The organism is Paracoccus sp. PAMC 22219 (assembly GCF_000787695.1).
Classification (GTDB): domain Bacteria; phylum Pseudomonadota; class Alphaproteobacteria; order Rhodobacterales; family Rhodobacteraceae; genus Paracoccus.
Genome location: NZ_BBPH01000076.1, coordinates 24,390 through 46,204 on the forward strand (window position 1 = coordinate 24,390; position 21,815 = coordinate 46,204).

The 21,815-nt window shown below is 68.8% G+C and carries 24 protein-coding genes, 1 pseudogene and 1 riboswitch; of the genes and pseudogenes, 14 read left to right on the forward strand and 11 right to left on the reverse strand.

Annotated elements, in window-relative coordinates:
* The first annotated feature begins 3 nt into the window (after window positions 1-3).
* Genes TY51_RS09360 through TY51_RS09370 form a run of 3 tightly spaced genes read left to right on the forward strand, consistent with a single transcriptional unit; the run spans window position 4 to window position 2,542 of the window.
* Entirely contained in the window at window positions 4-798 is a 795-nt protein-coding gene (locus tag TY51_RS09360) for a TatD family hydrolase (protein ID WP_042248753.1), read from the forward strand.
* Window positions 795-1,601: an MBL fold metallo-hydrolase gene (locus tag TY51_RS09365; protein ID WP_042248755.1), complete on the forward strand. Its 807-nt coding sequence runs from the start codon at window positions 795-797 to the stop codon at window positions 1,599-1,601. Before TY51_RS09360 ends, TY51_RS09365 begins: the two co-directional genes overlap by 4 nt.
* Entirely contained in the window at window positions 1,598-2,542 is a 945-nt protein-coding gene (locus TY51_RS09370) for an AEC family transporter (RefSeq protein ID WP_042248757.1), read from the forward strand. Before TY51_RS09365 ends, TY51_RS09370 begins: the two co-directional genes overlap by 4 nt.
* An 88-nt stretch (window positions 2,543-2,630) precedes the next feature.
* On the opposite strand, the gene TY51_RS09375 is transcribed toward TY51_RS09370, so the two are convergent.
* From TY51_RS09375 to TY51_RS09410, 8 genes are all read right to left on the reverse strand, one after another.
* A complete protein-coding gene (locus TY51_RS09375; RefSeq protein WP_042248759.1) occupies window positions 2,631-3,191 on the reverse strand; it encodes a hemerythrin domain-containing protein in 561 nt (186 codons plus the stop codon).
* Window positions 3,188-4,138 (reverse strand): ABC transporter permease, encoded by a 951-nt coding sequence (locus tag TY51_RS09380; RefSeq protein WP_042248762.1) that lies wholly within the window; start codon window positions 4,136-4,138, stop codon window positions 3,188-3,190. Before TY51_RS09380 ends, TY51_RS09375 begins: the two co-directional genes overlap by 4 nt.
* A 4-nt stretch (window positions 4,139-4,142) precedes the next feature.
* On the reverse strand, window positions 4,143-5,444 hold the full coding sequence (locus tag TY51_RS09385) for an ABC transporter permease (RefSeq protein WP_042248765.1): 1,302 nt from the start codon (window positions 5,442-5,444) through the stop codon (window positions 4,143-4,145).
* A gap of 58 nt (window positions 5,445-5,502) precedes the next feature.
* Entirely contained in the window at window positions 5,503-6,579 is a 1,077-nt protein-coding gene (locus tag TY51_RS09390) for an ABC transporter substrate-binding protein (protein ID WP_156117965.1), read from the reverse strand.
* A 103-nt stretch (window positions 6,580-6,682) separates the two neighbouring features.
* Window positions 6,683-7,753: an ABC transporter substrate-binding protein gene (locus TY51_RS09395; RefSeq protein ID WP_042248771.1), complete on the reverse strand. Its 1,071-nt coding sequence runs from the start codon at window positions 7,751-7,753 to the stop codon at window positions 6,683-6,685.
* Window positions 7,754-7,778: 25 nt separating this feature from the next.
* Entirely contained in the window at window positions 7,779-8,882 is a 1,104-nt protein-coding gene (locus TY51_RS09400) for an ABC transporter ATP-binding protein (RefSeq protein WP_042248774.1), read from the reverse strand.
* Window positions 8,883-9,102: 220 nt separating this feature from the next.
* On the reverse strand, window positions 9,103-11,010 hold the full coding sequence (locus TY51_RS09405; protein WP_081994840.1) for a DEAD/DEAH box helicase: 1,908 nt from the start codon (window positions 11,008-11,010) through the stop codon (window positions 9,103-9,105).
* A 147-nt stretch (window positions 11,011-11,157) separates the two neighbouring features.
* Entirely contained in the window at window positions 11,158-11,634 is a 477-nt protein-coding gene (locus tag TY51_RS09410; RefSeq protein WP_042248778.1) for an acyl-CoA thioesterase, read from the reverse strand.
* A 95-nt stretch (window positions 11,635-11,729) separates the two neighbouring features.
* A riboswitch (TPP riboswitch) is annotated at window positions 11,730-11,830 on the forward strand.
* Between the two features lie 70 nt (window positions 11,831-11,900).
* On the opposite strand from TY51_RS09410, the gene thiD reads away from it, so the two are divergent.
* Genes thiD through TY51_RS09460 form a run of 11 tightly spaced genes read left to right on the forward strand, consistent with a single transcriptional unit; the run spans window position 11,901 to window position 19,203 of the window.
* Entirely contained in the window at window positions 11,901-12,704 is an 804-nt protein-coding gene (gene thiD, locus TY51_RS09415; protein WP_042248781.1) for a bifunctional hydroxymethylpyrimidine kinase/phosphomethylpyrimidine kinase, read from the forward strand.
* Window positions 12,697-13,656 (forward strand): FAD-dependent oxidoreductase, encoded by a 960-nt coding sequence (locus TY51_RS09420; protein ID WP_042248783.1) that lies wholly within the window; start codon window positions 12,697-12,699, stop codon window positions 13,654-13,656. Before thiD ends, TY51_RS09420 begins: the two co-directional genes overlap by 8 nt.
* On the forward strand, window positions 13,646-13,843 hold the full coding sequence (thiS, locus tag TY51_RS09425; protein ID WP_042248786.1) for a sulfur carrier protein ThiS: 198 nt from the start codon (window positions 13,646-13,648) through the stop codon (window positions 13,841-13,843). Before TY51_RS09420 ends, thiS begins: the two co-directional genes overlap by 11 nt.
* 3 nt (window positions 13,844-13,846) lie before the next feature.
* Window positions 13,847-14,608 (forward strand): thiazole synthase, encoded by a 762-nt coding sequence (locus TY51_RS09430; RefSeq protein WP_042248788.1) that lies wholly within the window; start codon window positions 13,847-13,849, stop codon window positions 14,606-14,608.
* Window positions 14,605-15,201: a thiamine phosphate synthase gene (locus TY51_RS09435; RefSeq protein ID WP_042248790.1), complete on the forward strand. Its 597-nt coding sequence runs from the start codon at window positions 14,605-14,607 to the stop codon at window positions 15,199-15,201. The genes TY51_RS09430 and TY51_RS09435 overlap by 4 nt, the downstream gene beginning before the upstream one ends.
* Window positions 15,198-16,169: a HesA/MoeB/ThiF family protein gene (locus TY51_RS09440; protein ID WP_042248792.1), complete on the forward strand. Its 972-nt coding sequence runs from the start codon at window positions 15,198-15,200 to the stop codon at window positions 16,167-16,169. The genes TY51_RS09435 and TY51_RS09440 overlap by 4 nt, the downstream gene beginning before the upstream one ends.
* Window positions 16,166-17,098 (forward strand): ABC transporter substrate-binding protein, encoded by a 933-nt coding sequence (locus TY51_RS09445; RefSeq protein ID WP_042248794.1) that lies wholly within the window; start codon window positions 16,166-16,168, stop codon window positions 17,096-17,098. The genes TY51_RS09440 and TY51_RS09445 overlap by 4 nt, the downstream gene beginning before the upstream one ends.
* Complete coding sequence (locus tag TY51_RS09450) at window positions 17,095-17,772, forward strand: TenA family protein (RefSeq protein ID WP_042248797.1); 678 nt, start codon at window positions 17,095-17,097, stop codon at window positions 17,770-17,772. The genes TY51_RS09445 and TY51_RS09450 overlap by 4 nt, the downstream gene beginning before the upstream one ends.
* Window positions 17,769-18,155 (forward strand): ATP-binding cassette domain-containing protein, encoded by a 387-nt coding sequence (locus TY51_RS24255; RefSeq protein WP_307535903.1) that lies wholly within the window; start codon window positions 17,769-17,771, stop codon window positions 18,153-18,155. The genes TY51_RS09450 and TY51_RS24255 overlap by 4 nt, the downstream gene beginning before the upstream one ends.
* Window positions 18,074-18,460: an ATP-binding cassette domain-containing protein gene (locus TY51_RS24260; protein ID WP_307535906.1), complete on the forward strand. Its 387-nt coding sequence runs from the start codon at window positions 18,074-18,076 to the stop codon at window positions 18,458-18,460. The genes TY51_RS24255 and TY51_RS24260 overlap by 82 nt, the downstream gene beginning before the upstream one ends.
* The gene (locus TY51_RS09460) at window positions 18,448-19,203 is read left to right on the forward strand and encodes an ABC transporter permease (protein ID WP_042248799.1); all 756 of its coding nucleotides are present in this window, start codon (window positions 18,448-18,450) and stop codon (window positions 19,201-19,203) included. The genes TY51_RS24260 and TY51_RS09460 overlap by 13 nt, the downstream gene beginning before the upstream one ends.
* Here TY51_RS09460 and TY51_RS09465 read toward each other — a convergent pair.
* The 3 genes and pseudogenes from TY51_RS09465 to TY51_RS09475 all read right to left on the reverse strand — a co-directional run bounded on the left by TY51_RS09465 (window position 19,190) and on the right by TY51_RS09475 (window position 21,708).
* Window positions 19,190-19,963 (reverse strand): MetQ/NlpA family ABC transporter substrate-binding protein, encoded by a 774-nt coding sequence (locus TY51_RS09465; RefSeq protein ID WP_042248802.1) that lies wholly within the window; start codon window positions 19,961-19,963, stop codon window positions 19,190-19,192. The two genes, TY51_RS09460 and TY51_RS09465, sit on opposite strands and share 14 nt — an antisense overlap.
* 41 nt (window positions 19,964-20,004) lie before the next feature.
* Window positions 20,005-20,679 carry a methionine ABC transporter permease gene (locus tag TY51_RS09470; RefSeq protein ID WP_042248805.1) on the reverse strand — a complete coding sequence of 225 codons (675 nt, stop codon included), beginning with the start codon at window positions 20,677-20,679 and terminating at the stop codon, window positions 20,005-20,007.
* Window positions 20,669-21,708 (reverse strand): annotated as a pseudogene (locus TY51_RS09475) (methionine ABC transporter ATP-binding protein). The gene TY51_RS09470 and the pseudogene TY51_RS09475 overlap by 11 nt, the downstream one beginning before the upstream one ends.
* Window positions 21,709-21,815: the final 107 nt, after the last annotated feature.

The window sequence follows — 21,815 nt, forward strand, 5'->3', positions numbered from 1 at the left end:
CCGATGACCGATGCGGCCCTCCGGCTGACCGACAGCCATTGCCACCTGGATTTCCCCGATTTCGAAGGCGAACATGACGCCCTGATCGACCGCGCCCGCGCGGCGGGTGTCGGGCGCATGGTCACCATCTGCACCCGCCTGCGCCAGGAACCCGCCGTGCGCGCCCTTGCGGAGGCGCATGACGGCGTCTTCTACGCCGCCGGCACCCACCCGATGAGCGTCGCGGACGAGCCGATGGCCACCGTCGATCAACTGGTGGCCCTGGCCGAACACCCCAAATTCGTGGCGATCGGGGAAACCGGGCTGGACTATCACTACACCGCCGACAGCGCGCAGGCGCAGCAGGACAGCCTGCGCATCCATATCCAGGCCGCGCGCCTGACCCGCCTGCCCCTGATCATCCACGCCCGCGATGCCGATGACGACATGGCGCGCATCCTGACCGAGGAACACCACGCGGGCGAATACAACTGCGTCATGCACTGCTTCAGCTCGACCACGGCGCTGGCGCAGGCGGCGCTTGATCTGGGGTTCTATCTGTCGATGTCGGGCATCGCGGCCTTTCCGCGGTCCCAGGATCTGCGCGACATCTTCAAGGCGGCGCCGCTGGACCGCATCCTGGTTGAAACCGACAGCCCCTATCTGGCCCCGCCCCCGCATCGCGGTCGCCGGAACGAACCCGCCTATGTCGCCCACACCGCCGCGGTGGGCGCGAACCTGTTCGGCCTGTCCCTGCCCGATTTCGCCGCCCGGACCGAGGCCAATTTCGACCGCCTGTTCTGGAAGGCCGCCCGATGACCGACACGATCCGCGCCACGATCCTAGGCTGCGGATCGTCCGGTGGGGTGCCGCGGCTTGGCAACCGATGGGGCGCCTGCGACCCCGCGAACCCGCGAAACCGCCGCCGCCGCTGTTCCCTGCTGGTCGAGCGCGACGGCCCTGACGGCACCACGCAAGTGCTGATCGACACCGGCCCCGACCTGGTCCCGCAGATGCTGGACGCGGGCGTGGCGACGCTGGACGCTGTGGTCTATACCCATGCCCATGCCGACCACGTCCACGGCATCGACGACCTGCGTCAGCTGGTCTTCAACGCCCACCGCATCCTGCCGCTGTGGGCGGACGAACCGACGGCCGAGGCGCTGACCACCCGCTTCGGCTATGTGTTCGAGACGCCCGAGGGCAGCTTTTATCCGCCGATCTGCGCGCTGCACGCCATCGATGGCCCGATCACCATCGACGGCCCCGGCGGCCCGGTGACCCTGATCCCCTTCCGCGTCCAGCACGGAGAGATCACCGCCCTGGGCTTTCGCATCGGCGGTCTGGTCTATCTGCCCGACGTCTCCGACATCCCCGACACGGCCTGGCCGCTGATCGAGGATGCGCCGGTCTTCATCATCGACGCCCTGCGGCCCGAGCCACATCCCAGCCACGCCCACCTGGCCCTGTCGCTGGACTGGATCGCCCGCGCCCGCAGCCCGCGCGCCGTGCTGACGAACATGCATATCGATATGGACTATGCCACCGTCGCCGCGCAGACGCCCGCCCATGTCGAGCCCGCCTTCGACGGCATGCAGATCACCGTGCCCGCCGCGTCATGACGGCGCTGTTCACGATCATCCTGCCCGTCTTCCTGATCGTGGGCTTCGGCTATCTGGTTGCATGGCGGGGCTGGTTCTCGGCCAGCGGCGTCGACGGGCTGATGAACTTTGCCCAGAACTTCGCGGTGCCCACGCTGCTGTTCGTATCGATGGCGCGGCTGGATCTGGGGACCGAATTCCGCGCGCAACTGCTGATCCCATTCTATGCCGGCGCCTTCGCGGCCTTTGCGGCGGGCTGGGCAGGCGCGCGGTTCCTGTTCCGCAGGCCGCCTGTGGATTGCGTGGCGATCGGGTTCGTCTGCCTGTTCTCCAACACGCTGCTGCTGGGCGTGCCGATCACGGAACGCGCCTATGGTTCGGACGCGCTGGCGGGAAACTGGGCGATCATCGCACTGCACTCGCCGATGCTCTACACCTTCGGCATCACCGTGATGGAGTTCACCCGCGCCCGTGGCAGCGGCTTGTCGGTCGGTCGCGTGGCGTTGCGCGCACTGACCGGAGTGCTGCGCACCTCGCTGGTGATCGGTATCATCGCCGGGCTGTCCGTGAACGTGCTGACGCAGGCGGGGCTGGTCGTGCCGCAGGGGTTCTGGGACGCCGCCGACATGATCGCCCGGGCCGCCCTGCCCGCTGCGCTGTTCGGTCTGGGCGGCGTCCTCTACCGCTATCGCCCCGAGGGGGACATGGCCACCATCGCGCTATGCTGCGCCGCGTCGCTGATCCTGCACCCGGCAATCACCTTCGGTACGGCCTGGGCGTTGGATCTGGACCGGGACGGCATGCGCTCTGCCGTGCTGACGGCGTCGATGGCGCCGGGCGTGAACGCCTATCTGTTCGCCAATGTCTATGGCGCGGCCAAGCGGGTGGCCGCTTCCAGCGTGCTGGTCGCCACGGCGCTGTCCACGCTGACCATCTGGATGTGGCTGGCGCTGCTGCCCTGACGCATTGCGGGGGGTCCGGGGGGCCGCAGGCTCCCCGGCGGGGGGTGCGGGGAGCTGGCCCCCCGCCTCGCGGGACGCAACAAGACCGTCAGATCGGCACGCGCAACGCCCCCAGGGGCTCTTCCAGCGCCCTTTCCTCATACCCGAAATGCGACCGGATCGCCCGGTCCAGGACCGCGAACCGATCGGCGCACAGGTCCAGCGCCGCGTTCCCCCGATCCGCCACCAGCGCCTGCGCCGCATCGTGCAGCTCTCCAATCAGCCGGTGGATCACCTGGTGCTCGGCCATCAGCCGCGCGATCACCGGGGCCAGGGCCGATCCGCCGCGATCTGCCAGAACCGGGAACATCCACTGCTCCTCGATGTCATGGTGGTTCTGCAGCAGCGCGCAGTCGCGCCCGCACGCGGTGCCGAACTGCGCCATGTTGCGCGCCAACCCGGTCGCCGCCACTGCGGGCGCAACCACGGCCGGGTCGGCCTGCGCCGCCCGGACCTGCACCAGCAGCCGTTGCACCGCGTCCAACTCTGCCCGGTACATGTCGTGGATCGCGGCAAGGCGGCGCCCATGCGCGCGCTCGGCCTGCGTGATGGCGGGATAGGACGGGGGCGCGGGACGCGCGCCCTCGTCCTCCAGCTCTTCGGGGGTCATCGCGGCGTGACGCCCCGGATGCGTTCGGACCGGCGGCGCAGCAGTTCGACCGTCGTCAGAAGCGCGATCGAAAAGATCACCAGCAGCGTCGCCACGGCCAGGATGGCCGGGCTGATCTGTTCACGGATGCCGTTCCACATCTGGCGCGGTATGGTCTGCTGATCGGGTCCTGCGATGAACAGCACCGCCACCACCTCGTCGAACGAGGTGACAAAGGCGAACAGCGCCCCCGACACCACCCCCGGCAGGATCAGCGGCATCGTCACCTTGAAGAAGGTCGTGCGCGGATTGGCACCAAGGCTGGCCGCCGCCCGGTTCAGCGACTGGTCGAACCCGACCAGCGTCGCCGTCACGGTGATGATGACAAAGGGAATCCCCAAGGTCGCATGCGCCAGCACCACGCCCAGATAGGTCCCGGCCAAGCGCCCGCATTGCGGATCGAACCCGATCAGGGCCAGCAATTCGCAGGGGTTCGAGTAAAAGAAGAACATCCCCGTCGCCGTGATGATCAGCGGCACGATCATCGGAGAGATCAGGATCGCCATGATCGCCCGGCGGAACGGCATCTCGGGGCGCGACAGGCCCAGGGCCGCCAGCGTCCCCAGCACCGTCGCGACGACGGTCGAACACACCCCGATGATGATCGAGTTCTTGGCCGCCTTGACCCAGTTCGCATTCGTCCAGGCATCCGACCAGAACGCCCAACCCGTCGATTCCGGGTTCTGCATGCCAAAGGTCAGCAGGCTGCGATACCACCGGGTGCTGTAGCCTTCGGGATCGAAGGACAGCATCCGGTCGGTGAAGGTGAAATACGGCTCCGCGTTGAAGGACAGCGGGATGATGACGATGATCGGCGCGATCAGGAACACGAAGATCAGCGTGCACACCGTCAGATAGGTGTAATGCCAGACGCGCTCCAGCGGGCTTGCATAGGTCGGAATTGCCATTCGCTTACCCCAGTTTCAGGTTGTCGACGCCGACAAGGCGATCGTAAAGCCAATACAGGATCAGCACCGACCCCAGCAGCAGGGCCGCCAGCGCCGCCGCCATCGACCAGTTCAGCGTCCCGGTCATGTGCTGCGCGATCATGTTCGAAATCAGCTGTCCCGACGATCCGCCGACCAGGGCGGGCGTGATGTAGTATCCGACCGCCAAGATGAAGACCAGCATCGCCCCCGCCCCCAGCCCCGGCAGGGTCTGCGGGAAATAGACGCGGCGGAACGCGGTCCAGCTGGTCGCCCCCAGGCTGCGCGCGGCGCGGACATAGGCGGGGTTGATCGTCCGCATCACCGAATACAGCGGCAGGATCATGAAGGGCAGCAGGATATGCGTCATCGCGATGATCGTGCCGGTGCGGTTATAGATCATCTGCAACCGCGCATCGCCGCCGATGATCCCCATCCATACCAGGATGTCGTTGATCACCCCTTGCTGCTGCAGAAGAACCATCCAGCTGGTCGTCCGGACCAGCAGAGATGTCCAGAACGGCAGCAGCACCAGGATCATCAGCAGGTTCGATTTCCGCATCGGCAGCGTCGCCAGCAAATGCGCGATGGGAAAGCCCAGGATGAATGTCAGCCCGGTAATCACCGCCGACAGCCAGAAGGTGCGCCAGAACAGCGTCAGATAGATCCGCTGCTGTTCCTCGACCTGCTGGATGTTGCCGTCTTCGTCGCGGGTGCGGTCCACGGCCGCCAGATAGAAATTCGCGGTGACCGGGGTCGATGCCGACCGCATCACCGACCACAGGCGCGGGTCGCCCCAAGCCTCGTTGATCTCCAGCAGGGCCTCCTGGTACGGCGGCTCCAGCCCGCGGCGCACTTGGCGCCCTGTCGCGGTGAACAGCGACCGCGTCCCCGGCATGTCATAGTTGATCCGCGTGCCCACCACCCCGATGCTGCGTGCATCGGCGCTGGCAACCAGGTCCTGGGCCAGCGCGGTCCAGGCGGCATCGTCGGGCGCGGTGCCATGTTCCGTCGACGCGAACCAGGCCGAGACCTGGGGCATGTTCGCGGAAAAGCCGTCATTGTGGAACGACCGCGCCAGCATCTGGCCGATCGGGACCACGAATGTGATCAAAATGAAGGCCAGCAGCGGCAGCACCAGCAGAAAGGCGCGGCGTCGCGCGCGGCGCTGGCTGTGGGCCAGGGCGCGGGCCAGCGGCATCCCGTCGGCGGTGGTCAGCGTGCCAGACCCCACACCGGATGCGGTGGTGGCGATGGCGGCGTGTGGATCAAGTGCGGCGTCGGCCATGTCGTCCCCCGGCAGTCAGGTCCGCCGCCCCCGGATGCGGGGGCGGCAGGGTGTCAGTTCAGGACGCGGCCAGCCAGCTGTTGAAGCGTTCCGTCAGTTCCGCGGAATGGTCGGCCCAGAATTCCGGGTCGTCCGTCACCGCGTTGGCCAGCGCCTCGGGGCTGGTCGGCATGTGGGGCGCCATCTCCGTGACGCCATCCTGATACAGCCCCACCAGCGAGGTCGAGGATTGCCGCGCCGGGCCATAGGCGATGTATTTCGCCTGATCGGCCAGCCGCTGCGTGTCGGTGGCGAATTTCAGGTATTCCATCGCCGCTTCCGGGTTGGGCGCGTCGACCGGGATCACGAACATGTCCATGTCCAGGTACTGGCCGTCCCAGATGATCTCGAACGGCTGCTTTTCGGCCACCATCGCGTCGAAGGCGCGACCGTTATAGACGGTGGTCATGCTGACCTCTCCGTCGGCCAGCAGCTGCACGGGCTGGGCGCCGGCTTCCCACCAGACGGTCTCTCCCTTGATCGTGTCCAGCTTCGCGAATGCGCGGTCCACGCCTTCGGGGGTGGACAGCACGTCATAGACCTCGGCGGCGGGCACGCCGTCGGCGATCAATGCCAGGTACAGCGTGCGCTTGGGGTTCTTGGGCAGGCCGCGCTTGCCGGGGAAGGTCTCGGTGTCGAAGAAATCCGCCGCCGTGCTGGGGGCCTCGCCCTCGAACTTGGTGGTGTTGAAGGAAATGACCGTGCCCCAGACGATGTTGGCGACGGCACAATCCTGCAGGGCGCCCGGCACGAAATCATCGGCGGCGGCGGTGCCATCGGGGGCGGTGGGCAGGTCGGCGGGGTCGATCTCGACCAGCGCGCCCTCGTCGCACAGGCGGATCGCGTCGCTGACCTCAACGTCAAAGACGTCGCCCGTGACGTTGCCAGCCTCGACCTGCGCGCGCAGGGGCGTTGCGGGGTTGTCGGCGGCGATCATGTTGACGGTGATGCCCGTCTCAGCGGTAAAGGGCTTGTTATAGGCCTCGACCTGGCTGACCTCATAGGCGCCGCCCCAGGACACGACGTTGACCTCTTGCGCCATCGCGCCAAAGGCCACGCCGCACAGGGCGGTCGAAAGGATCAGGGTGGTTTTCACGTTGGTTCTCCCGGTTGGTTGGTCTCGGGCATTTTTGCCCGTTGTCATTGGCCCCGCTGCGGGGCGCGGACCGGGCGGGACGAACCCGCCCGGTCCGAATGGATCAGCTGGCCAGCCAGCTGTTGAAACGCTCGATCAGCTCGGCATCGCGGTCGACCCAAAAATCCAAGTCCGATGCCAGCGCGCCGGCCATGTTGGCGTCAAAGGTCGGCAGGTTCGGGCCCATCGGCTCCTCGGTGCCCTCGATGTTGCCGACCATGGCCGCGGCGGACCGGCGGGGCGGGCCATAGCTGATGAATTCGGCGGCGCGGGCCTGGGGCGCGGATGCCGTGGTCCAGGCCACGAACTCCATCGCCTGCTCCAGGTTCGGCGCGCCCTTCGGCACCACCCAGCCCTCCATCTCATAGATCTGGGCGTCCCAGATGATCTCGAACGGCTGGCCGTCGGCCTGGGCCGCGTTGAAGATCCGGCCGTTGAAGGCATAGGCCATGCTGACCTCGCCATCGGCCAGCAGTTGCGGAGGCTGCGCGCCCGCCTCCCACCAGATCACCTCGGACTTGATCGTGTCCAGTTTCGCAAAGGCCCGGTCCACGCCCTCGGGGGTGCCCAAGACCTCATAGACCTCGGCGGCAGGCACGCCATCCGCCATCAGGGCCAGTTCCAGGTTGAACTTGGCGCCCTTGCGCATCGTCCGCTTGCCCTGAAACGCCTCCAGGTCGAAGAAGTCGGCGGGCGTCGCGGGCTTGGCCTCCGGAAAGGCCGTGTCGTTGAACGCCAGAACCATCGAATATACGTCGGTCGCGACAAAGCATTCCGTCACCGCACCGTCGATGAAATCGTCGGCCGCCGCCGTGCCGTCCTCGGCCGGCAGCAGGATGGCCGGGTCGATCACCTCCAACGCACCCTCGTCGCACAGCCGCACCGCATCGGCATACTCGACCGATGCGACGTCGACGCTGACATTGCCCGCCTCGACCTGCGCCTTGATCGGGGTCGCGGGGTTGTCGGCGTCCGACATGATGACGTTGATGCCCGTCTCCGCCGTGAACGGCTTGGCATAGGCCTCCAGGTGGCTGTTGCCATAGGCGCCGCCCCAGGACAGCAGGTTCACATCGGCCAGTGCCGGCCCGGCGACCAGGCCCATCGCGGTGCTGAGTGCAAGAAAACGCTTCATCGAAGTCTCCGGTTGGGAAAGGGGATCAGATCGGGTCCAGCGCGCGGGCATCCTGGGGATGCCAGCCGATGCGGATCACCTGGCCTGGGTCCAGGCGGGTCTGGCCGATCGTGTTGCGCATCTTCATGACGAAATTGTCGCTGCCCGCGACCTTCAGCCGGGCGCGCAGGATGTCGCCCATATAGATGACCTCCATCACCTGCGCCTCGATCGTGTGGGCGCCCTGGGACATCATCTCGGGCTTGAACTCGACCCGTTCGGGGCGGATGGACACGGTCGTGCGCTGACCCTTTTCGCGGATGTTGACGGCGGTCGCGTCGATCACGCCGCCCCCGTCCAGCCGCACCAGCGCCCTGTCGCCATCCAGCTGTTCAATCGTGCCCGGCAGGACATTGTTTTCGCCGATGAAGCTGGCGACAAAGATGTTCTCGGGGCGCTCGTACAGATCGGAGGGCGGGGCCAGCTGCTGGATGCGCCCGTCGTTGAAGACCGCGATGCGGTCCGACATGGTCAGCGCCTCGCCCTGATCATGGGTCACATAGACCACGGTAATTCCAAGTTTCTCATGCAAGTGCTTGATCTCAAACTGCATGTGTTCACGCAGCTGCTTGTCCAGCGCGCCAAGCGGCTCGTCCATCAGCACCAGCTCGGGATCGAACACCAGCGCGCGGGCCAGGGCGATCCGCTGTTGCTGGCCGCCGGAAAGCTGGGCGGGGCGACGGTTCGCGAACTTGCCCATCTGCACCATGTCCAGCGCGCGGGCGATGCGCGTCTGGCGTTCGTCCTTGCCCATGCCGCGCACTTCCAGCGGAAAGGACAGGTTCTCTCCGACCGTCATGTGCGGGAACAGCGCATAGTTCTGGAACACCATGCCGATCCCGCGCTTGTGCGGCGGCACCTGGTTGATCGGGCGGCCGTCAAGGCGGATCTCTCCGTTCGTGGCGGTCTCGAAGCCTGCCAGCATCATCAGGCAGGTCGTCTTGCCGGACCCGGACGGCCCCAGCATCGTCAGAAACTCTCCCCTCCCGATGGACAGATTCAAGTCTTTGACGACAAGTGTTTGTCCATCATAGCTTTTTTGCACATGCTCGAAGGCGACGAATGCGTCGCCGTGGCGGTCGTCCAGCAAAAGCGCTCTCCCTGTTTTGTCGTTGGTTATTCAGCGCAAGGATCAGGTTAAGCGTCGCCCTGCCCGGCTGGCAATATCAATTGCGACATTCCATGCGCCGAACGCGTCGCGCCCGAAACCCCGTGATGGGGCTTCGCGCGATGGCTGTGTCGATTGCAGAGCGTGCAGGACCCGCTGCCTGTTATTCAGGCAATCGTCCGGGCCTGCGGGCAGTCGCCGATCAGGCGGGGCGCTTGGGGCCCTTGCGATGCGCCTTGGGCGCACCGGCCTTGTCGGCGGCGGGCTTGGACTTGGCCCAAGCGGGCTTCGGACCCTTGCCGGCGTCGGCGGACGACTTCTTCTTCCACGATTTCACGGCCGCATGCGGTCCGGTCTCGCGCGGTTCGGCCGGGACGTCATCGGGCACCCAGCCACCGCGGGCCGACTTGACGCGCTCCTTATGACCCTCATCCGATGCGGCGGGCTTGGCGCGGGGCGCGGGCTTGCGGCCCTCGGAGCGGTTGTCGGTGCGCGGGGCGCGCGGGGCGCGTTCGATAGGCGCATCCAGATCCGGGGCGCCGTCCATGCGGCGCATGGTGACCTCGGGCGTGATCTCGATGAAATCGCCGAACTTGGCGGCCACTTCGGACGCGATCTGGATATAGGACAGGTCCTGCTTCACGCGGATCGCGCCGATGCTGTCGCGGGTGATCCCGCCCGCGTCGCAGACCTTGGGCAGCAGCCAGCGCGCCTCGGCGCGACCGGAATGGCCGACCGACAGCGTGAACCAGACCGACGGCCCGAATTCGCGCTGCGGGCGGGGTGCCATCGGCGCGGGGGGCGCATGCGCCTCGGCCAGCTCCTCGGCGGCGGGGCGGCCTTCGCGCCACATGCGCAGGAACGCGGCGGCGACCTGTTCGGCGCTGAACTGCTCCAGCAGCTGTGCCGCCAGCGCAGCATCCTCGCCGGCCGGTTCGTGCAGGCCGGGGTGGTCCAGCATGCGCTGGTCGTCACGGGCGCGAACCTCGTCTGCGGTCGGCGCGTCCAGCCATTCGGCCGAAACCTTGGCGTTCTGCAGCAGGCGCTGTGCGCGGCGATAATCGGCAGAGGGCACGATCAGCGCGGACACGCCCTTGGACCCGGCGCGCCCGGTGCGGCCCGACCGGTGCAGCATGGTGTCGGGGTTGGTCGGCAGATCGGCGTGGATCACCAGTTCCAGCCCCGGCAGGTCGATGCCGCGGGCGGCGACGTCGGTGGCGATGCAGACGCGGGCGCGACCGTCGCGCAGCGCTTGCAGTGCGTGGGTGCGTTCCTGCTGGGACAGCTCTCCCGACAGGGCCACGCATTTGAAGCCGCGGTTCGACATGCGCGCCAGCAGGTGGTTCACGTTGGCCCGCGTCTTGCAGAAGACGATGGCGGTCTGCGCCTCGTGGATGCGCAGCAGGTTGAAGATCGCGGGCTCGCGGTCGCGGGCGGTTACGGTATAGGCGCGATAGGCGATGTCGCCGTGCTGGCGTGCCTCGCCCATGGCGGCGATGCGCAGGGCGTCACGCTGGAAATCGCGGGCCAGCTTTTCGATCGCGGACGGCACCGTGGCCGAGAACATCAGCGTGCGGCGCTCGACGGGCGCTGCACCCAGGATGAACTCCAGGTCCTCGCGGAAGCCCAGGTCCAGCATCTCGTCGGCCTCGTCCAGAACGGCGGCGCGCAGATCGGACAGATCCAGGCTGCCCCGGTCGATATGGTCGCGCAGGCGGCCCGGCGTGCCGACCACGATCTGGGCGCCACGCTGCAGGGCGCGTTTCTCGTTGCGGTAATCCATGCCGCCGACGCAGGTGGCGATCTGCGCGCCGGTGCCGGCATAAAGCCACTCCAGTTCGCGCGCGACCTGCAGTGCCAGTTCGCGCGTCGGCGCGATGGCCAGCGCCAGGGGCAGTTGCCCCTCGATCATGCGGTCGCCGTCCAGCAGCTCGGCCCCGATGGCCAGGCCAAAGGCCACGGTCTTGCCCGACCCGGTCTGGGCCGAGACCAGCACGTCGCGGCCTTGCGCCTCGGGCGCCAGAACGGCGCTTTGCACCGCGGTTAGGGTCTCATAGCCCTTGTCGGCCAACGCCGCCTGAAGCGGCGCGGGGAAATTCAGTTCAGTCATGTGATTCGCCAAAATGCGGGGGTCGTGAGCGACCCGATGAGCGGCACCTATCGTCGCTGCGACCGGCCCACCCTGCACCCGCCGCCCCGGACTAGCAGGGCCAAAGGCGGTTCCCTACGCGACTTGGATCGCAAAGTCCACGCCCAATCACGGGGTGTTCGACGCGGCCTCCTGGCGGGCCGCGATCTCGCGCCGCATGGTGCGCCGGACCTCGGCGGAACGCCAGCGCTGGCGGTCGATCTCGTCCTCCAGTTCGGGTTTGGGGACGGGGACGGGATGGCCGCGTTCGTCGACCGCGACCATGGTGAAATAGCACGAATTGGTATGCCTGCGCGTACCGCGGCGGATGTTCTCGGCCTCGACCCGGATGCCGACCTCCATCGAGGTGCGCCCGGTGTGGTTCACCCGCGCGCGAAAGGTGACCAGTTCGCCCACGTGGATGGCCTCCTTGAAAGTCACCTGGTCGACCGACAGGGTTACCGCATATTCCCCCGACCACCGTGACGCGCAGGCATAGGCCACCCGGTCCAGGCAGGCCAACAGCGCGCCGCCATGCACCTTGCCGCTGAAATTCGCCATGTCCGGCGACATCAGCACCGTCATCTCCAGCCCGCGCTTGTCCATCGGTCCCCCGTCTGCTGAACCGCCATCCTGCGACAATCGCGGCCGCACGAAAAGCCCCCCTTGCGCCCCGCGCCCGCCCGACCTAGCCTTGACGGTGCAAACCGTTGGGGTGTCCCGTCAGGGGCTGAGAGGCGTCAGCCAACCCATCGAACCTGATCCGGGTCATACCGGCGGAGGGAACGGTGCAGATATCCGCGCGCCCCCGGCCCGCCCTGTGTCCCCACCCCTTTGCCCGGTCACGACCCGCCACCTTAAAGGGGGACGACGTGACAGCACCCATTGCCCTGACCATCGCCGGGTCCGATTCGGGCGGCGGCGCCGGCATCCAGGCGGATCTGAAAACCTTTTCGGCGCTTGGCTGCTATGGCGCCAGCGTGGTGACCGCACTGACCGCGCAGAACACCCGCACCGTCAGCATGGTCGAACCCGCCAGCCCCGCGATGATCGCGGCCCAGATGCGCGCCGTGCTGGACGATCTGGATGTCCGCGCGATCAAGCTGGGCATGCTGGGCGCGGCTGACGCCATCGCCACCGTGGCCCGCGGGCTGGACGGCTGCGGCCTGCCCGTCGTGCTGGATCCGGTGATGATCGCGAAATCGGGCGACCGGCTGCTGCCGCCCGACGCCATTGATGCGTTGCGCGCCCTGCTGCCCTGCGCGACCATGCTGACCCCGAACCTGCCGGAGGCCGCCTTCCTGCTGGATTGTGCCCCGGCCACCAGCCCGGCGCAGATGGCCGAACAGGGGGCGGCACTGCGCGCGATGGGCGCGCAGGCTGTGCTGATGAAGGGCGGTCACGGGGATGGCGCGATCTGCACCGACCTTCTGGTGACCGCGCAGGGGGCGACGCCCTTCAGCGCACGACGCCTGGCGACGCGCAACACGCATGGCACCGGCTGCACGCTGTCCGCGGCGATCGCGGCGGGGCTGGCGCAAGGCCTGCCGCTGGTGCAGGCCGTGGGGGTCGCGCATCGCTATCTGCAACGCGCGATCGCGGCGGCGGATGACCTGCACGTGGGCTCGGGGCATGGGCCTGTGCATCATTTCCATGCGGTCTGGTCACATGGCTGACGTCACCATCATCGGCGCGGGCGTGGCCGGGCTGTTCGCGGCCCATGTGCTGGCGCTGCGCGGGCTGACCCCGCGCATCCTGGACCGCAACGGCCCGCCGGGTCCGCATGGCTGTTCGTGGTGGGCGGGCGGCATGCTGGCCCCGCATTGCGAAGGCGTCACCGCCGATCCGGTGATCACCCGGCTTGGCGCCGACGCTGCCGATGCCTGGTCCGCCGTGACGCCCGTCACGCGGCACGGCACGCTGGTGCTGGCGCTGGACCGCGACCGGGCGGAACTGGCCCGCTTTGCCCGCCGCGCCACCGACCATCAGCCCTGCGACAGCGCCGATCTGGAACCTGACCTGCCGCCCCGCCCCGGCCTGATCTTTCCGACCGAGGCGCATCTGGACCCCCGCCGCGCCCTGACCGACCTGACCGCGTGGCTGGCCGCGCGCGGCATCGGCATCGAGGCCGCGACGGCCGATCCGCGCGACATCGTCGGCCCGGTAATCGACGCGCGCGGGCTGTCCGCCGCCCTGCCAGACCTGCGCGGCGTGCGCGGCGAGATGATCGTCCTGCATGCCCCCGACATCGCCCTGACGCGCCCTGTCCGCCTGCTGCATCCGCGCCATCCTCTGTACATCGTGCCGCGCGCAGGCGGGTTGTTCATGCTGGGCGCGACCCAGATCGAAAGCGCCTCCCGCGCGCCCGCCACGGCCCGGTCGGTGTTGGAGCTGCTGTCGGCGGCCTATGCGCTGGACCCCCGCTTTGCCGAAAGCGCCATCGTCGAACTGGGCGCCGACCTGCGCCCGGCGTTTCCCGACAACATCCCGCGCGTCACCGTACGGGGGCGGGTGCTGCACCTGAACGGGCTGTTCCGCCACGGATACCTGATGACCCCCGCGCTGGCGCGGCAGGCGGCCGATTACCTGATCACCGGAACCAAGGGAGAACTGATCCATGAGGATTGAGGTCAACGGAACCCCCCGCGACATCGCCGCCTCCACCGTGGCCGACGCGCTGTCCGAACTGGGCTGGGGCGATGCCCGCGTGGCGACCGCGCTGAACGGCGACTTTTTGCCCGCCGCGTCCCGCGCGACCCACCCGTTGCGCGACGGTGACCGGCTGGAGGTTCTGGCCCCCATGCAGGGAGGATAGGCGATGCGCGATTTCTATGGCGTCACCCTGCCCAATGCGCTGCTGCTGGGCACCGCGCAGTACCCGTCCCCGTCGGTGCTGCAGGACGCGTTCCGGGCCAGCGGTGCCGGGGTGGCGACCGTGTCGCTGCGCCGCGAGGCCGGTCAGGGACAGGCCTTCTGGTCGCTGATCCGCGATCTGGGGGTGCGCATCCTGCCCAACACCGCCGGCTGTCACAGCGCCCGCGAGGCCGTGACCACCGCCCGAATGGCCCGAGAAGTCTTTGAGACCGACTGGATCAAGCTGGAGGTGATCGGCCATGCCGACACCCTGCAGCCCGACCCCTTCGGCCTGCTGGAGGCCGCGACCATCCTGTGCGCCGAGGGATTCCACGTCTTCCCCTATACGACCGAGGATCAGGTGCTGGCCGCCCGCCTGCTGGACGCCGGATGCAAGGTGCTGATGCCCTGGGGCGCGCCCATCGGATCGGGGCTGGGCCTGAACAACCGCCACGGGCTGCGCATGCTGCGCGCGGCCTTCCCTGACGTGCCGATGGTGATCGACGCGGGCCTGGGCCTGCCCAGCCACGCGACCGAGGCGATGGAGATGGGGTTCGATGCGGTCCTGCTGAACAGCGCGGTGGCGCAGGCGGGCGACCCGGTCGCGATGGCGCGGGCCTTTGCCTTTGCCGTGCAGGCGGGCGCGCTGGCCCGCGACGCCGACCCGATGGGGGTGCGCGACATGGGCGCGCCATCCACCCCCCTGATCGGGAGGGCTTGGCTGTGACACTGCCGCGCTTCTATCCGATCTTCGACGACGTGGCCTGGCTGGACCGCGCCCTGCCCCTTGGCGTGCGGCTGGTTCAGCTGCGGCTGAAGGACCGCGACCCCGCCGACCTGCGCGACCAGATCGCGCGCGGGCTGCGCGTGGCGCGGCATCATGGCGCGACGCTTGTCGTCAACGATCACTGGCAGGTGGCGATCGATCTGGGCGCGGACTGGCTGCATCTGGGGCAGGAGGATCTGGACACCGCCGACCTGCCCGCCATCCGCCGCGCCGGGCTGCGGCTTGGCGTGTCGACCCATGACCGGGCCGAACTGGACCGCGCGCTGGCGCTGGCGCCCGATTACGTGGCCCTTGGGCCGGTCTGGCCCACGATCCTGAAAAAGATGCGCTGGCACGAACAGGGGCTGGACCGCGTCACCGAATGGAAGGCGCTGGTGGGCGACGTCCCGCTGATCGCCATCGGCGGGCTGACCCCCGATCGCGGCGCGCAGGCGCTGGCGGCGGGGGCGGACGTGGTGTCGGCGGTGACCGACATCACGCTGAATCCCGACCCCGAGGCCCGGATGATCGACTGGCTGGCGGTGACGGCATGAACCGCTATGCCCGCCAGATGGTGCTGCCCGGCATCGGCGCCGTGGGCCAGGATCGGCTGGCGCAGGCGCATGTGCTGGTCGTCGGCGCGGGCGGCCTGGGCTGTCCCGCGCTGCAATATCTGGCCGCCGCGGGCGTGGGCCGCATCACGCTGGTCGATCCCGACCGGGTGGAGGAGACGAACCTGCACCGCCAGCCCCTGTACCGCATGGAGCAGATCGGCCGCCCCAAGGCGCAGGCGGCGGCAGCTGCGCTGGCGGTGCTGAACCCCGACTGCCACGTGGTGCCGCATGCCGACTGGCTGACCCCGGCCAACGTCTTCGATCTGGTGCAGGCGGCCGATGTCGTGATGGACTGCGCCGACAGCTTTGCGGTCAGCCTGACCCTGTCGGATGCCTGCATGGCATCGGGCAGGCCGCTGATCACCGGGTCCGCCCTTGGCCTGTCAGGCTATGCGGCGGGGTGCTGTGGCGGCGCGCCCAGCCTGCGTGCGATCTTTCCCGACCTGCCTGTGCAGGCCGCCAGCTGTGCCAGCGCGGGCGTCCTTGGTCCCGTCGTCGGCATGATCGGCGCGCTGCAGGCGCAGATGGCGCTGGCGGTGCTGCTGGGGCTGGACCCGCAGCCCTTGGGGCGGCTGGTCAGCTGGGACGCAGGCGGCTGGCGGATGGGCGGGTTTCGTTTCGACGCGGCGCCCGAACCCGCCGCCCCCCTGCCCTTCATCGCCCATGCACAGATCGCCCCCGGCGACCTGCTGATCGACCTGCGGACCGAGGCCGCGCCCTTTGCCGGCGCCCGCCACCTGCCCCCCGACCGGATCGCGCATCTGGACCCCGGCCCCGCCGCGCGGGTGGTGCTGGCCTGTCGCACCGGCCTGCGCGCGCACAATGCCGGGCAGGTGCTGCAATCACGCTGGCCGGGGCGCATCGCCCTGCTGGCCCTGACCGATGACGACCTGAAAGGACGCCCATGAAGACGCTGACCCTGGCGCTGGCCGTGCTGGCCATGCCCGCCCATGCCGAAACCCGGCTGACCGTGATGCTGGACTGGTTCGTGAACCCCGACCATGCCCCCATCGTGCTGGCCCAGGAACTGGGCTATTTCGCCGATGCCGGGCTGGCGGTCGACACCGTGACCCCGTCCGACCCCAACGATCCGCCGCGCATGGTCGCGGCGGGGCGCGTCGATCTGGCCGTCAGCTATCAGCCGCAGCTGCATCTGTCACGCCATCAGGGCTTGCCGGTGACACGCGTCGGCACGCTGGTTGAAACGCCGCTGACCTGTCTGGTCGTGCTGGCCGACAGCGGCATCGACACCCCCGCCGACCTGTCGGGACGCAAGGTGGGCTTTGCCGTGGCGGGCGTGCAGGAGGTGATGCTGGACGCCATGCTGGCCGATAGCGGGCTGGCCCCCACCGATGTCGAACAGATCAACATCGGCTGGTCCATCGCGCCCGCGCTGATGTCGGGACAGGTCGACGGCGTCATCGGCGCCTTCCGCAACTTCGAGCTGAACCAGCTGCGGCTGGAGGGGTTCGAGGGCCGCTGCCTGAACCCCGAGGACCACGGCATCCCCGCCTATGACGAACTGATCTATCTGGCCGATCCCGCGCGCATGGACCGCGCCGCCATCGCGGCCTTTCTGGAGGCCACCGAACGCGCGACGGCCTTCATCAAGAACGACCCCGACGCGGCGTGGCGGATGTTCGCGGACACCGCCGCCGAACTGCAGACGCCCCTGAACGAGGCCGCGTGGGCGGACACCTGGCCGCGCTTTGCCGGACGCCCCGCCGCGCTGGACGCCGGACGCTATCTGCGGTTCGAGGCGTTTCTGGCCGACCAGGGGGCCACGCCGGGCGGACAGGACCTGTCCGACCTGGCCATCGACGTGACCGCACCATGAGCGCGCCCGATTACGGCCGCGCCTTTGCGCTGTGGCGGCAGGCGGCGGGGGGGCACTGGGACGCCTATGTCGACCATGCCTTCGTGCGGCAGTTGGCGGCGGGCGAACTGCCGCGCGACAGCTTCCTGCATTATCTGCGGCAGGACTATGTGTTCCTTCTGCATTTCGCGCGGTCCTGGGCGCTGGTCTTTGCCAAGTCGGACCGGATGTCGGAAATGGCGCTGGCGTCGTCCATCGCGCACGGCCTGCTGAACGGAGAGATGCCGCTGCATGTCGACATCTGCGGCCGCGAGGGCATCTCCGAGGAGATGCTGCAGCAGACCCCGGAATCGCCCGCCAACATGGCCTATACGCGGTTCGTGCAGGCCACCGGCTATGCGGGCGACATGCTGGACTTGCTGGCGGCGCTTGCACCTTGCGTCTTCGGCTATGGCCAGATCGGGCTGGCGCATGCGGGCAGCGGCGGCCCCTATGGCGAATGGACCGCGACCTATGGCGGCGCCGATTACCAGCGCGTCTGCCATGACGTGGGCGCGCTGATCGACGCGGCGCTGGAGGCGCGGTTGGGCCCCGACTGGCCCACCCTGCCCCGCGCGCAGACGCTGGCGCGCCATTTCACCCAAGCAACCCAGCTGGAGGTCGGGTTCTGGCAGATGGGCTTGGACCGGACATGATCCGCATCACGGGCGACCTGATCCTGGACGGGCGGCCTCTGCTGCAGGGTCTGGCGCTGGACTGTCCGCAGGGGCGGTGGACCGCGCTCATGGGGCCGTCGGGGGTGGGCAAGTCGACCTTGGGCCGCATCGTGGCGGGCCTGCCCGTGGCCGCGCGGCTGCGGGGGCATATCACGGCGGGGGCGGTCACGCTGATGGGGCAGCAGGATCAGTTGCTGCCTTGGGCCGATGCGCTGGCCAATGTCACCATCGGCGCGCGGCTGCGCGGCCAGCCCCCGACCGGGACCGTGCCCGCGCCCTGTTGGCCGATCTGGGCCTGTCGGGGCTGGAGGCGCGCCGCCCCGCCCAGCTGTCCGGCGGCCAGCGCCAGCGTGTGGCCCTAGCCCGCACCCTGATCGAGGATCGCCCGGTGGTCGTCCTGGACGAGCCGTTCTCGGCGCTGGACGCCGGCACGCGGGCGCAGATGCAGGATCTGGCGGCGCGACACCTGGCCGGGCGCACGATGATCCTGATCACCCACGACCCGCTGGAGGCCGCGCGCCTGTGCCACGCCGCCTGGCTGCTGGACGCGCACGGAACCCATGCACTGGCCCTGCCCGCCACCCCCACACCGCGCGCCCTGGACGACCCGCAGGTGCTGGCCACCCAAGGCGCATTGTTCCGCAGCCTGATGCCATGCGCGGCCTGATCGCGATACTGGTCGCGCTGTCGCTATGGCAGGGCGTTGTCTGGGCCAGCGGCGTGCCGCCCTTCATCCTGCCGGGACCCGCGCGGGTGGCCCATGCGCTGATCGATCATGCCGGGATGCTGGCGGTGAACGCGCGGTTCACGCTGGCCAATCTGGCGGCCGGGCTGGCCCTGGGGGTGGCGCTTGGGGTCGGCACGGCGATCAACCTGGCGCTGTCGCCCGCGGCGCGGTGGCTGCTGCGGCCGATGCTGATCGCGGCGCAGGCGGTGCCGGTCTTTGCGCTGGCGCCGATCCTGACGCTGTGGCTGGGTTACGGCGCGCCCAGCAAGGTCGTGATGGTTGCGCTGGTGGTGTATTTCCCGGTGGCGTCGGTCCTGTTCGACGCGCTGATGCGCCCGCCCGCGGCGCTGGACGATCTGGCCCTGTCGATGGGCGCGCGGCCCGTGCGACGCCTGATGCTGATCCAGCTGCCGAACGCCCTGCCCGCGCTTGGCTCTGGGCTGCGGCTGGCGGCGGTGCAGGCGCCGCTGGCGGTGATCATCGGCGAATGGGTGGGGTCCAGCCGCGGATTGGGGCACGTGATGCTGATGGCGAACGGGCGGGGTCAGACCGACCTGATGTTCGCGGCCCTTGCCGTGCTGACGGCGATCGGGCTGGCGCTGTTCGCCGCGGCAGGCGCGGTTCAGTGCCTGACGGAACGGGGCCGCCCCGAAGGACGGCCCCAAGCGATTACCACGAGGTGATGACCGCGCCTTCGTATTTCTCGTCGATGAAGGCCTTGACCTCGGGCGACTGATAGGCCTCGACCAGGGTCTGGACCCAAGGCTCGGCCTCGCGGCCTTCCTGCACGACCAGGATGTTCACATAGGGGCTGTCGGCCTTTTCCATAGCGATGGAATCGCCGCGCGGCGACAGGCCAGAGGCCAGCGCATAGTTCGTGTTGATGATCGCGATATCGGCATCGGCCAGCGTGCGGGGCAGCTGCGCCGCGTCCAGCTCCAGGAAGCGCAGGCCCTTGGGGTTGTCGGCGATGTCCAGCGGGCTGGGGACCAGGCCCGTGCCCTCGGTCAGGGTGATGATGCCCAGATCCTGCAGGATCAGCAGCGCGCGCCCGCCATTGGTCGGGTCATTGGGGATCGCGACCTGCGCGCCCTCGGGCAGATCGGCCAGATCCTCGATGCGGTCGGAATAGACGCCCATCGGGGTGGTGATGGTGGTGCCGACCTCGACCAGGGCAAAGCCGCGATCGGTCATCTGGTTCTCCAGATAGGGGCGGTGCTGAAAGCTGTTGGCATCCAGATCGCCATCGGCCAGCGCCTGGTTCGGCACGACGTAATCGGAGAATTCGATGACCTCGATGGTCAGGCCCAGGGGTTCGGCGACCTCGGCCACCTTCTCCATGATCTCGCCATGTTCACCGGGGGAGACGCCGACCGTGATATCCTCGGCCATCGCGGCGGTGGACAGGGCAAGGGCGGAAACAAAGGTTGTCAGACGCAGCATGGGATTGGTCCTTTCTTGTCTGCGGAAAAACGGGGGAAAACTCAGGCGCCGCGGTTGCGGGGCGCGCGACGGTCGACGCGGGCCGCGATCCATTCGCCAAGCGACTGGACCAGCTGCACCAGCACGATCAGGATGACGACGACGGCGGCCATGACCTCTGGCATGAAACGCTGGTATCCATAGCGGATGCCCAGATCGCCCAGTCCCTGCCCGCCCACGGCGCCGACCATCGCGGAATATCCGATCAGGCTGACCACGGCCAGGGTCAGGCCCAGGGTGATGCCGGGCAGCGCCTCGGGGATCAGCACCTTGCGGATGATCTGCAAAGGCGTAGCGCCCATCGCGCGGGCCGCTTCGATCAGGCCCTGGTCGACCTCGCGGATGGCGTTCTCGACCAGCCGCGCGATGAAGGGGATCGCGGCCACGGTCAGCGGCACGATGGCGGCGTCGGTGCCGATCGACGTGCCGACCACGGCCCGCGTGAAGGGGATGATCGCCACCACCAAAATGATGAACGGGACCGACCGCGTGGCGTTCACCACCAGCCCCAGCACCTTGTTGACCCAAGGCGTGGACAGCAGCTCGCCTCGCTGCGACGTGGCCAGGAACACGCCCAAGGGCAGCCCGCCCACCGTGCCCAGGATCGCCGAGATGGCGACCATGTACAGCGTCTGCAGCGTCGCATCCCACAGGATCGGGATCAGGTTAGCGGACATGGCCCAGCACCTCCGTGGTCAGACCGTGTTCGCTCAGGACGCGCGGGCCTGGTCGCCGCGGTCGTGGGGGACGGAAATCAGCAGGTTGCCAAAGGGGCGCGTGCCGATCTCTTCGATGGTGCCGCCCAGGATGTTGGCGCTGATGCCCAGATCGGTCGCCAGCCGCGCCAGCATCGGGTCGGTCGCATGGGTGCCGGCAAAGGTCACGCGGATCACTTGGTCGCCCGGCGGATCGGCCTGCAGCCGCGCCGCGACGAAGGCGGGCAGCGTGGCGCCGGTCACGCCCGACAGAAAGCTGCGGGTGGTCGCGTGCGCCGGGCGGGCAAAGACGTCATAGGTCGGACCGGCTTCGACGATGCGCCCGGCCTCGATCACCGCCATGTGGCTGGCGATGTCGCGCAGGACGGCCATCTCGTGCGTGATCAGCAGGACGGTCAGGCCCAGGTCGCGGTTGATCTGCGCCAGCAGGTCCAGGACGGTCTGCGTGGTTTCGGGGTCCAGCGCGCTGGTCGCCTCGTCCGACAGCAGGACCTTGGGGCCGGTGGCCAGGGCGCGGGCGATGCCCACGCGCTGTTTCTGCCCGCCCGACAGCTCTGCCGGATAGCGGTCGGCCAGCGCGCCCAGGCCCACCTGGTCGATCAGCTGGTCGACGCGGGCGCGGATCTGGCCGCGCGGGGTGCCGGCGACCTCCAGCGGCAGGGCGATGTTGCCCCGCACGCTGCGCGAGGCCAGCAGGTTGAAGTGCTGGAAGATCATGCCGACGTCGCGCCGGATCGCCCGCAGGCCGGACCCGGTGGCGGTGCCGACATCGCGGCCCGCGACCGACACCTTGCCCGTCGTCGGACGCTCCAGCCCGTTCACCATGCGCAGCAGCGTGGACTTGCCCGCGCCGGATCGCCCGATGATGCCGGTGATGCTGCCCTGCGGCACCGACAGGGTGATGTCGGCCAGCGCCATCACCTGCCCGCCCGCCTTGGGAAAGGACTTGCCCAGCCCTTCGAAGGTTATCGCCGCGCCGGTCATCCGCATCCTGCATGCTTGTCAAAAGTCAGGGCGCGGTCCTGCCCGAAACGGCCGCCGGGCGCAAGCCGTGCGGCGATCACGCAGCCTGCGCCCGCAAAACGACCGTTCGCCGC